This is a genomic window from Pseudomonas sp. 02C 26, assembly GCF_002843585.1.
GTDB lineage: Bacteria > Pseudomonadota > Gammaproteobacteria > Pseudomonadales > Pseudomonadaceae > Aquipseudomonas > Aquipseudomonas shirazensis.
On the sequence record NZ_CP025262.1, the window covers coordinates 1,391,429 to 1,403,700 of the forward strand.

5 protein-coding genes are annotated in these 12,272 nt (G+C 61.1%); 1 reads left to right on the forward strand and 4 read right to left on the reverse strand.

Translation table 11 applies throughout. The features are described from left to right. Window positions 1-12: 12 nt before the first annotated feature. Window positions 13-2,148, reverse strand: coding sequence for a type I secretion system permease/ATPase (locus tag CXQ80_RS06450; protein ID WP_101317639.1), 2,136 nt, complete (start codon window positions 2,146-2,148; stop codon window positions 13-15). Window positions 2,149-2,220: 72 nt separating this feature from the next. Next, window positions 2,221-3,594, reverse strand: coding sequence for a TolC family outer membrane protein (locus CXQ80_RS06455; RefSeq protein WP_101317641.1), 1,374 nt, complete (start codon window positions 3,592-3,594; stop codon window positions 2,221-2,223). 479 nt (window positions 3,595-4,073) lie between these two features. Between CXQ80_RS06455 and CXQ80_RS06465 the strand changes: the two genes are divergently transcribed. Then, on the forward strand, window positions 4,074-11,027 hold the full coding sequence (locus tag CXQ80_RS06465) for a retention module-containing protein (RefSeq protein ID WP_101317645.1): 6,954 nt from the start codon (window positions 4,074-4,076) through the stop codon (window positions 11,025-11,027). A 227-nt stretch (window positions 11,028-11,254) separates the two neighbouring features. Here CXQ80_RS06465 and CXQ80_RS06470 read toward each other — a convergent pair whose 3' ends face one another. Both CXQ80_RS06470 and CXQ80_RS06475 read right to left on the reverse strand, forming a co-directional pair. Beyond that, window positions 11,255-11,617: a YbaN family protein gene (locus tag CXQ80_RS06470; protein WP_101317648.1), complete on the reverse strand. Its 363-nt coding sequence runs from the start codon at window positions 11,615-11,617 to the stop codon at window positions 11,255-11,257. A gap of 8 nt (window positions 11,618-11,625) precedes the next feature. Next, window positions 11,626-12,213, reverse strand: a complete 588-nt coding sequence (locus CXQ80_RS06475) for a YecA family protein (protein WP_101317650.1) — start codon at window positions 12,211-12,213, stop codon at window positions 11,626-11,628. Window positions 12,214-12,272 lie beyond the last annotated feature (59 nt).

Genomic DNA, 12,272 nt, shown 5'->3' on the forward strand with positions numbered 1-12,272 from the left:
CCTCAAAAGCGTCTACAGCGCGGCGCCAATGCGCCCTTTGCGCAGCGCATCGATGACTGCATCCTTCGGCCCGTCGGCAACGATCTTGCCGTTGTCCAGCACCAGCAGGCGGTCGACCAGGCTCAGCATCGAGGTCCGATGCGTGACCAGAAGTACGGTCTTGCCCGGCACCCAGTCGAGCAGGCGCTGGCGCAGTTGCTCTTCGCTGCTGTTGTCCATGTGGCTGGTGGGCTCGTCGAGGATCAGGATCGGCGGCTCCAGCAGCAGCGCCCTGGCCAGCAGCACGGCCTGGCGCTGGCCGCCCGAGAGCAACTGGCCGCGTTCACCCACCGGGCGGTCGAAACCCTGCGGATGCTGGCGCGCCAGTTCGGTCACGCCGGTCAGTTCGGCCACCTCGAGCATGCGTGCGTCGCTGACGTGGCGGGCACCCAGGGTGAGGTTGTCGCGCAGGCTGCCAGCCAGCAGCGGCAGATCGTGGGCGACGTAGCCGATCTGGCTGCGCAGGTCGGCGATGTCCAGCTGGCGCAGGTCGAGGTTGTCCAGCAACACCTGGCCTTCATCAGGATGATAGAAGCCCATCAGCAACCGACCCAAGGTGCTTTTGCCCGAACCGCTGCGGCCGACGATACCGATGCGCTCGCCGGGCTGCAGGGTCAGGTTGACGTCATTCAGCGCCGCAGCCGTCTGGCCAGGGTAGCGGAAGCTGACATGGCTGACGGCCACGCCGCCCTTGAGGCTGGTGTGCTCCAGCGCCTGTTGCTCGGCCTGGCGCTCTTGCGGCAAGGCCATCAGCGCATCGGTGCTGCGCATGGTTAGCTGCGCTTGCTGATAGCGGGTGATCAGCCCCGCGATCTGGCCCAGTGGTGCCAGGACCCGGCTGCCGAGCATGTAGGTAGCCACCAGTGCGCCGACACTGAGGTTGCCGGCGATGATGCTGTAGACCCCGGCAACGATCGTTGCCATGCCGCAGAACTGTTGGATGAACAGCGTACCGTTGCTGGCCAGCGAAGACAGGTTACGTGCGTGCGCATCGAGCCGGGCAATCGCGCCGTTGGTCTGCTCCCAATGGTACTGGCGCTCACTTTCAGCGCCGTTGGCCTTGAGCGTTTCCAGCCCACCCAGCGTTTCGATCAACAGGGCCTGGCGCACTGCTCCCAGGCTCAGGCTTTTTTCCACGGTGTCGCGCAGGCGGATCTGGATGATCAAGGCAAAACCAACTGCGAGCGGGAAGGCAATCAGCGGGATCACCACCAGCCAGCCGCCCAGCAGGCCAACCACCACCAGCATCAACGCCACGAATGGCAGGTCGATGATGCTGGTCAAGGTGACCGCCGTGAGAAACTCGCGCAGCCCCTGGAAGTCGTGAATGCTCTGGGCGAAGCCGCCGATGGTGGCCGGGCGCGCCTTCATCGACATGCCGGTGATGCGTTCGAACAGGGTTGCCGAAAGGATCAGGTCGGTCTTCTTGCCGGCCTGGTCCAGCAGGTGCGCGCGGACCATGCGCAGAACCATTTCAAAGGCGGTGCCGATGAACAACCCTGCCACCAGCACCCACAAAGTCGAGACTGCCTGGTTGGGCACCACTCGGTCGTAGGTCTGCATGACGAACAGCGGCACCATCAGGCCCAGCAGGTTGATCAGCAGGCTGGCCAGCAAGGCATCGCTGTACAGCCAGCGGGAATGGCGCAAGGTGTCGCGAAACCAGGCATCGACCCTCGGCATCAGCGGGGTGCGCAGGTTTTCCAGAGTGTGCCGCGGGCGGGCAAACAGGGCATGGCCGGCGTAGGCCTGTTCCAGCGCCTCGCGCTCGACCCATTGCTCGCCGCCTTCGGCCTCGGACGGCAGGATCAACGCGCGGCCGTCTTCGCCAAAGCGCTGTAGAACAGCACAGCGGCCGTCTTTGAGCAGCAGCAATACAGGAAGGTTGAGTGTGGAAATTGCGCCCAGCTCACGCTTGAGAATCCGCGCTTGCAGGCCTGCGCGGGCTGCGGCTCTGGGCAATAACTCGGGCCCCAGCCGCTGGCTGGCCAACGGTAGGCCGCTGCACAAGCTGGCACGGCTGGCGGGGCAGCCGTGCAGTTTGCACAGAATCAACAGGCCATCGAGCAACGGATCGTCAACGTCCAGCCGGGGCTGGGCATTTTGCATACTGGTCACGATGGCCTACTCCTGCCGCAATGGAGGGTGTACGGCTACATCCGAAACGTTGCTCGATAACGGTCAACGCATTTCGGGCAACTTCGCTTCGCTGCGTACTTCAGTCTTGGCGATGGCTTCTGCCGGCAGCGCAATACGCTGTTTGCTGAGCAATTCACCCATGGTCGAAAGTACGCGGTACATCGAGTATTCCTCGGTGTAACGCACCTCGGTGTAACGGCGGTTGGCGTTGTACAGCTCGTTCTCACTGTCGAGTACGTCGAGCAGGGTACGCTGACCAAGACCGAACTGATCCTGATAGGCGGCACGCACGCGCTGGGTGGTTTCAGCGTATTCGCGCGCGGTCGGCGTCTGCTTGCGCGCGTTGTTCATGGCGTTCCACGACAGGCTCAGGTTCTCGTTGAGTTCGCGCAGGGCGTTGTTGCGGATGTCCAGCGCCTGGTTGATCTTGTGCGAGTCCGACTGCAGGCGAGCTTTGTCGCTGCCGCCGCGGAACAGGTTGTAGTTCAGCTCGACGCCTGCCTGCCAATCGTTGTTGCTGTGGCCGCGCTCGCCGCCCAGGTTGTTGTTGGCGCCGGTGGCCAAGATGGCGTCCAGACGCGGGTAGAAGGTCGACTTGGCGACTTCGTACTGCTTCTCGGCGGCATTCACATCGGCCTGAGCCGAACGCAGGTACGGGTTGTTTTCCTGCATGCCGCGGCGTGCGTCTTCCAGCGTGCTCGGCATTTCCACCTTGATGGTCGAAGGGGTTTCCAGCTCGTCCGGCATCAGCCCGACCACGCTGTAGAAGTTGGCTTCGGCGTCAGCCAGATCGACTTCGGCGGTGTCCAGGTTGTTTTCAGCCAGGGCACGACGTGCGCGCGACTGATCGAGGTCAGCACTGCTGCCGACACCGCGCTCGGTGCGCAGGCCGATCTGGTCGTTGACGCGCAGGTGCGCTTGCATGTTGTTCTTGGCCAGGGTCACCAGTTCGCGACGCTTGAGCACTTCGAGGTAGACCTCGATGGTACGCAGGGCGACGTCCTGGGCGATTGCCTGAGTGTAGTAGGCACGAGAGTTGGAAACCGCTTCGGTACGGCCGACTTCGTTGGAAGTGTTGAAACCGTCGAACAGCATTTGGCGCAGACGCAGCTCGGACTGGGTGTAGTTCATGGTTTCTTTGTTGTGGTTGCGCGTGCCGTCAGCGTTCAGACCACGGGTGTTGAGGTTGTCGGAGCGCTGGCGACCGTAACCTGCAACCAGATCGACGCTTGGGTAGAACCCGCCACGGGCGAATTTCACATCTTCGTCGGCAGACAACCGGCTGTTGCGATAGGAACTGATTTGCGGGTGATGATCCACGGCGTTCTGAACGGCTTCGGTGATCGACATCGCCTGAATGTTGGCACTCGCCATGGCCAACAGGATTGCACTGGTGATGGGGGTAAGAACGCGCATGGGGTACATCTCCATTGTCTCTAAAAGTGTCCAGCATTCGCCAAAAAAATGACGATTATTATGAGGTAGACCGTTTCAAGTTTGTAACAACAGAGCTAAGAACATTTAACGCGCGAGCTAAGAAGATTTGTTCATAAGGTCTATGCGAAAAAAAACTTATGCGGTCTAAAGAATCCGCGACATTGTTCTACTCAACGGGCCTATAAATCAAGCTGTAGTCAGCGGTTTTAGGTCATTGCAACAAGTTCCAGAACTTTTGCAGCTAAGAACTCAGTGAAAACGGGCCGTGTCGGAATTTGGCGACAATTAATTGTCACTCTGTAGTAGCAAAATTCCATCATCTCTATCGGCTTGGCCTGCGCAGTGTAGAGCTGTTTGCTGACTTTTGGCGTTTGATTGACGCCTTTATTCGGCCTGGCGCCACTGTGTTTTTGCTGCATTCAAGCTGCAGGATCCGTTCGGCAGGGGAGACGTAGGGCATGGCTAAATTTATCGGAGTGGTCAGCAAGGTGGTCGGCCAGGTTTTCGCGGTCGACAGCGACGGCAGCCGCCGCCTGTTGGACGAAGGCGACCGACTCTATGCTGGCGAACAGCTCGAAACCGGTAACGCCGGAGCCATTGCGGTGCGCCTGGACAACGGCGCAGAGCTGACCCTGGGCCGCGACAGCAGCCTGCAGATGTCGCCAGAGCTGCTGGCTAATCAGGCCGCCCATGTGCAGACCGACGACGTCGCCCCCAGCCAGGCGCAGCTGACCGATGTCGAGCGCTTGCAACAAGCCATCGCTGCGGGTGCCGACCCTAGTGAAGAGGCCGAGGCTACCGCGGCTGGGCCCAATGGAGGTGCCCCAGGCGCTTTGGGCGGCGGCCACAGCTTTGTCATGCTGACTGAAGTTGCCGATCGCGTAGACCCTACGGTTGGCTTCCCGACTGCGGGCTTCAACGGTGTACCGCTGTTGGTCAATGGCTACATTGGTGACCTCGATCCGACCAGTTCCGACGATGTGCTGCCGCCCGCGTCCCCACCTCCGGTGAATCCGCCAGACAACCCGGTCACCCTGCAAGGCCTTGATGTCAGCCCCGGCGAACTGATCCTCGACGAGGCCAACCTGCCCGACGGCTCCGACAGCAACCCGGCGGCGCTGACCCAGCAAGGCTCGTTCACCGTTATCGCCGCCGACGGCGTGTTCAATCTCAGCGTAGGTGGCATCAACGTAGTCACCGGCGGGGTGGTTACCGGTATTGGCCAATCCATCACCACCGCCCTTGGCAACACCCTGACCATCACCGGCTACAACCCGGCGACCGGCGTGGTCAATTACAGCTACACCCTTAACGGCACTGAGCAGCACGCCAACGGTGGCGGCAGCAACCTGATCGGCGAGCAGTTCCCGGTGCAGGTCAGCGACAGCGATGGCGATGTAGCCAGCGGCAGCCTCGACGTGATCATTCGTGACGATGTGCCCAAAGCGGTGAATGACAGCAACGCAGTGACAGCCACCGAGCAGCAGCTTGAGTTGACCGGCAACGTACTCAACAACGATGTGCAGGGCGCCGACCGGGTCGTCGGCGGGCCGGTGATTGCCGGTACCTTCAGCGGCACCTACGGCACATTGGTGCTGGCTGCGGACGGTAGCTACACCTATACCCTCAACGCCGATGACCCTGATTTCAAAGGGCTCAAAGGTGGCGGCAGTGGCACCGAGAGCTTTACCTACACCATCAGAGACGCCGACGGCGATACCAGCAGCGCGACCCTGACGCTGAACATCAGCAATCTCAACGACCCAGTGACGATCGGCGGGCTGGATGTCGCCGGTGGTGAGCTGATTGTCTATGAAAAGAATCTGGTCGATGGCAGCGCGTCAGACGGCGCTGCGCTGACGCAGAACGGAACCTTTACCGTTGCCGCGCCAGATGGCTTGCAGAGCCTGAGCGTGGGCGGCATCACGGTAGTCAGCGGCGGCGCAGCAGGCGGTTTCCCACAGTCGATCACGACCGCGCTGGGCAACACACTGACCATCACCGGCTACAACCCGGCCACAGGCGTGGTGAGCTACAGCTACACGCTGCTCGACAATGAAGCCCACGCCACCGGCAACGGCAACAACAGCCTGGGCGAAACATTTGTCGTGACAGCCCAGGACAGCGATGGCAGCACTGCCTCGGCCAACCTTGACGTGAGCATTGTCGACGATGTGCCCAAGGCGGTGGATGACACCAACGCGGTAACGGCCACAGAACAGCAGGTGGAACTCAGCGGCAATGTCCTCAGCAATGACGTACAAGGCGCTGACCGGGTCGTGGGTGGCCCGGTGGTTGCCGGCACCTTCACTGGTACCTACGGCACGCTGGTGCTGGCTGCGGATGGCACCTACACCTACACCCTCAACGTTGACGATGCCGATTTCAACGGCCTTACCGGCGGTGGCAATGGTATCGAGACCTTCACCTACACCATCAAAGACGCTGACGGTGACACCAGCAGTGCGACCCTGACCCTGAACATCAGCAACCTCAATGACCCGGTAACACTTGGCGGCCTCGACGTGAGCGGAGGCGAGGTTACCGTTTACGAGAAAAACCTGATCGATGGCAGCGCAGCTGACGGCCCGGCCCTGCAACAAGGCGGCACCTTCACGGTGATTGCGGCGGATGGCCTGCAATCTTTGAGCGTCGGCGGCATCAACGTAATCAGTGGCGGCGTAGCCGCAGGCTTCCCGCAGACGATCACTACCGCGCTGGGCAACACCCTCACCATCACCGGCTACAACCCTACGACAGGGGTGGTCAGCTACACCTACACCTTGCTCGACAACGAAACCCATCCGGATGGCAACGGCACCAATGGGTTGCAGGAAAGCTTCACGGTCGTTGCCAAGGACACCGACGGCAGTACCGCCACTGGCAGCCTCGATGTAACCATCGTCGATGATGTGCCGCAGGCGCACTGCGACTTCGCCAGAGTCGAAGCAGGCGGTCAGGTCAGCGGCAACGTGCTGGCCAATGATGTGATTGGCGCCGATGACTTGGCCGATGGCCGCTATGTAGTTGGCGTGCGTGCCGGCTCGGATACCTCCACGCCGGCCTCTGGACAGTTGGGCGTCAATGTCCAGGGCACCTATGGCTACATCACGCTGGATGCCGAAGGTAACGGCGTTTATCACGCCTACCCGAACAGCAATGCACCGGCTGGTGCTACCGATGTGTTTGTCTACACCATCCGCGATGCTGACGGCGATCAGAGCACCACGACCATTACCATCAACGTCAACAACTGCCAGATGATCGCCGGGCAGGATACTGACGTTACAGTGTATGAAAACGCCTTGGACATGACCAAGGACGGCAACGACCTCGCGCCTGGCACCGTCACCGGCAGCCAACCTGGCTCGACCGGCGAAACAGCCAGTGGGACCTTGGTCGGTTCGGTCACAGGCGGCGTTGGCGCTTTGACCTACAGCCTGGTTGGCAACACTGCAGGGCAATTCGGGCAGATTCAGGTCAACGCCGATGGCTCCTACACCTACACCCTGACCTCGCCGGCGAATTCGCCGACCCATCAAAATGACGGGCCGAACGTCATTACCGAGAGCTTTACCTATCAGGTCAAGGATTCGCTCGGTAATACCACCACCAGCAACATCGTCATCAGCATCGTCGACGACGTGCCCCAAGCGCACTGCGACGTTGCGCGAGTGGAAATGGGTGGGCAGGTCAGCGGTAACGTACTGCTCAATGATGTGATCGGCGCGGATGTTTCTGCCGATGGCAAGTACGTGGTCGGCGTGCGGGCCGGTTCAGATACTTCGACGCCTGCTTCTGGCCAACTGGGCGTTAACGTCCAGGGCACTTACGGCTACATCACCCTCGATGCCGAAGGTAACGGGGTTTACCACTCGTACCCGAACAGCAATGCTCCAGAAGGCGCGACGGATACCTTCGTCTATACCATTCGCGACGCTGACGGCGATGAGAGCACCGCGACCGTCACCATTAACGTGCTCAACTGCCAGATGGTTGCTGCACAAGACCACGATGTCACCGTCCATGAAAACGCTCTGGACCTGACCAAGGACGGCAACGACCTGGCGCCCGGCACCGTCACCGGCAGCCAACCTGGCTCGATTGGCGAAACAGCCAGTGGGACCTTGGTCGGTTCGGTCACAGGCGGCGTTGGGGCTTTGACCTACAGCCTGGTGGGCAACACTGCAGGGCAATTCGGGCAGATTCAGGTCAACGCCGATGGCTCCTACACCTACACCCTGACCTCGCCTGCGAATTCGCCGACCCATCAGAACGACGGGCCGAACATCATTACCGAGAGCTTTACCTACCAGGTCAAGGACTCGCTCGGTAATACCACCACCAGCAACATCGTCATCAGCATCGTCGATGACGTGCCACAGGCGCATTGCGATGTTGCTCGTGTGGAAATGGGTGGGCAGGTCAGTGGCAACGTGCTGCTCAATGATGTGATCGGCGCGGATGTTTCTGCCGATGGCAAGTACGTGGTCGGCGTGCGGGCCGGTTCAGATACTTCGACGCCTGCTTCTGGCCAACTGGGCGTTAACGTCCAGGGCACTTACGGCTACATCATCCTCGATGCCGAAGGTAACGGGGTTTACCACTCGTACCCGAACAGCAATGCTCCAGCAGGCGCGACGGATACCTTCGTCTATACCATTCGCGACGCTGACGGCGATGAGAGCACCGCGACTGTCACCATTAACGTGCTCAACTGCCAGATAGTTGCTGCACAAGACCACGATGTCACCGTCCATGAAAACGCTCTGGACCTGACCAAGGACGGCAACGACCTGGCGCCCGGCACCGTCACCGGCAGCCAACCTGGCTCGTCCGGCGAAACAGCCAGTGGGACCTTGGTCGGTTCGGTCACAGGCGGCGTTGGGGCTTTGACCTACAGCCTAGTAGGCAACACCGAAGGGCAATTCGGCCAGATCCACGTAAACGGTGACGGCTCATACACCTACACCCTGACCTCGCCTGCGAATTCGCCGACCCATCAGAACGACGGGCCGAACATCATCACCGAGACCTTTACCTATCAGGTCAAGGATTCGCTCGGTAATACCACCACCAGCAACATCGTCATCAGCATCGTCGATGACGTGCCCCAAGCCCATTGCGACGTTGCCCGAGTGGAAATGGGCGGTCAGGTCAGCGGTAACGTACTGCTCAACGACGTGATCGGCGCGGATGTTTCTGCCGAGGGCAAATACGTGGTCGGTGTGCGCGCTGGGTCCGATACCTCGACGCCTGCCTCTGGCCAACTCGGCGTCAATGTCCAGGGCACCTACGGCTACATCACCCTCGATGCCGAAGGTAACGGGGTTTACCACTCGTACCCCAACAGCAATGCCCCAGAGGGCGCCACGGATACCTTCGTCTACACCATCCGTGATGCCGACGGTGACCAGAGCACCGCGACGGTCAGTATCAACGTGCTCAACTGCCAGATGGTGGCGACACCGGATCACGACGTCACTGTCTACGAAAACGCTCTGGACCTGAACAAGGACTGCCACGACCTGGCTCCGGGCACTGTGCTCGGCAGCCAGCCGGGATCGGCCGCTGAAACAGCCAGCGGCACCTTGGTTGGCGCCGTGAGCGGCGGCGTAGGCATCCTCACCTACAGCCTGGTCGGCAATGCCGAGGGCCATTTCGGCCAGATCCAGGTCAACGGTGATGGCTCTTACACCTATACCCTGACTTCGCCTGCCAGCACTTCGCCGCAACAGAACGATGGCCCCAATATCGTCACCGAAACCTTCACCTATCAAGTCAAGGACTCGCTCGGCAACACCACCACCAGCAACATCGTCGTCAGCATTGTCGATGACGTGCCCCAAGCCCACTGCGACTTCGCCAATGTGGTCGAAGGCAGCAGCGTGACGGGCAACCTGCTGTGGAATGACGTGATCGGCGCCGACGTCTCTGCCGCTGGCCAGTATGTGATCGGGATCCGCGCCGGCAGCGACACCTCGACTTCTGCTGTGGGCCAGCTCGGCACAGAGGTGCAAGGCGCTTATGGTTACGCAACGCTGGATGCCAACGGTAATGGCGTTTATCACGCCAACCCCAACAGCGTGTCACCGGCTGGAGCTACCGACACCTTCGTCTACACCATCCGTGACGCCGACGGTGATGAAAGCACTACGACGGTGACCTTCAACGTCCAGGACGCCAGCCAGGCGGGCTGCGCTGATGGAGCTGTTGGCGCTCGCTCGGCGGCCACTGACAAAGCGGCGCCGATCCGGTTCGACGTTGACGAACACAAAGCCACCGGCTCGCTCAAGGAGCTTGCTCGCAGCGCGTTCGCTGCCAACAGCGGCGCCATGACCTCCGCGCTGGTGGTGGCCGGCTATCTGGCGCAGATGGGCAGCAGCCACGCCGGCGAGCAGGACGTGTACACGGTGGCCCTGCGCAAGGGTGAGACGCTCACCCTCGACCACGATCGCGCGCTGGGCAACTTGCTCATGGAATGGAAAGGCGCAGCTGGCAGCTATCACCCTGTGGCGGACGGCGGCAGCTTCACCGCCAGCCACGATGGCCTGTACAGCATCCAGCTGACCAGCACGACCGACAGCACTGCCCCGGCGCAGGACAGCTTCAAGCTCAGCCTGCTGATCGATTCGAGCAATGTCCAAGGCCAGAGCCACCCTGTCGGCCAGACAGTTGGCAGCGACCCGGCAACTGGCACTGCAGACATCGTCTACCACGCAGACAGCACTGGCAGCGCGCTGACCGCCGATACGTTGTTGGCGGTGGAGGATGGCAAAGGCGAGGCGGAGCTGGTAAGCAGCCCAGGCAATGACCTGCTCGAAGGCGGTCACGGTATTGATACCGTCAGCTATGCCACAGCCAAGGCAGGCGTAGTGGTCGACCTCAACCTGGTGGGCCAGCAGGATACCGGCGGCGGTGGGCTGGACACCCTGGTCAGGATCGACAACCTGATCGGCTCGGACTACCACGACACCTTGATTGGCAACGCCAATGACAACGTGCTGATTGGCGGTCGGGGTGATGACCTGCTGACCGGGGGCGGCGGCAATGACACCTTCGTCTGGCAGAAGGGTGACACCGGCCACGACACTGTGACTGACTTCACGCCAGGCGCTGATCATCTTGACCTGTCGCAATTGCTTCAGGGCGATGGTGGCGCGGCGGCTTCACTGGATGACTTCCTGCACTTCAAGGTCAGCGCAGCGGGAGGTACGGTGGTGTCGACCATCGAAGTCAGCAGCGTGGCCGGTGCGGCACCGAGTCAGACCATCGACCTGGCCGGCGTCGACCTTGCCCAGCACTATGGCGTAACGGCGGGGGCGGGTGGACTGATTGCATCCGGGCATGACACCGCAACCATTATCAACGGCATGCTCAACGATCATTCGTTGAAGGTGGATACCGTCTAAGGTTGTTTGACTCATCTTGAGCCCGCTGGGGCCGCTTTGCGGCCCTTTCGCGACACAAGGCCGCTCCTACAGGGACCGCGCTAGTCAGTCATGCGCGGACCCTGTAGGAGCGGCCTTGTGTCGCGAAAGGGCTGCGCAGCAGCCCCGGCTATCTCAATTGGATCAACGATATCTCATAGTTCGCAAGGTAGGTGAGTGCCGGCCTGGCAGTGCCCTGGAGGACGGGCTCAACTGCGGCGCAGGGTCTTCTGCTTGAGAATGTACAGGCTCACCAGCACTGCGCTGGTGAGCATGAACAGTCTTGCCCAAAAGAGTGGCACCAGATAGCAGGACAAACCGATACTGGCCCACATCAGGCCAATAGCGTAGACCTTGCCCTTGAGCGGGATCCCTTCACCACCGAGGTAGTCGCGAATCCACGGTCCCAACTGCGGGTGATTGACCAGCCAGGCGTGGAAGCGCGGCGAGCTGCGGGCGAAGCAGGCGGCCGCCAGCAGCAGAAAGGGGGTGGTTGGCAATACCGGCAGGAAAATCCCCAATACCCCCAGCGCAACGCTGAGCCAGCCAGCGGCCAGCAACAGGTAGCGCATGACTGCTGTCAGTGATGGCGCGGCTTGAGCAGGGCTGGCTTTTCTTCCGGAGCGTGCAGCAGCAGGTACAGCGCGGTCAGGGCTTCCGGAATCTGCACGATCATGTCGTCCTGCAGGTTGGCGTCCTTGGCAATGTCTTCAAACTCTGGCTGCTCATCGAACAGACCCGAACCGACCATGATCGGCAGCAGCATTTCGCTGACTTCTTCTTCGGCGTTCTCGAACCAGGCTTCTTCACGCAGGAACACGCCTTCCATGAAGCCGATGCACCAGCCGCGCAGATCGGAGTCGTCCGGGTCTTCACCCAGGTCGAGGTCGCACGGCAGCTCGAACTCTTCGTCACTGGCCAGTTGACGGCTGATGTGGGCCTTGAGGGCGACCAGCGTGGCTTCGATTTCGACCCGCTGCGCGTCGCTGCTGTACTTGGGCTCTTCGGCAAACAGCGCGTCGATCCATTCGCGGTCAGGAACGGCCTCGGAAGTGATCGAAAGCGCGGTCAGGTAGCCGTGGGCGGCGACGTAATCCAGCGCTTCTTCGTGCAGCTCGTCGGCATCGAGGAAGACTTGCAGGCGGGTCAGTTGCTCGGCGAAGGACATTACGGGGCTACCTTGAAGAATAAACGATAACGAATTCTAGCACCTTGCTGCGATCACGG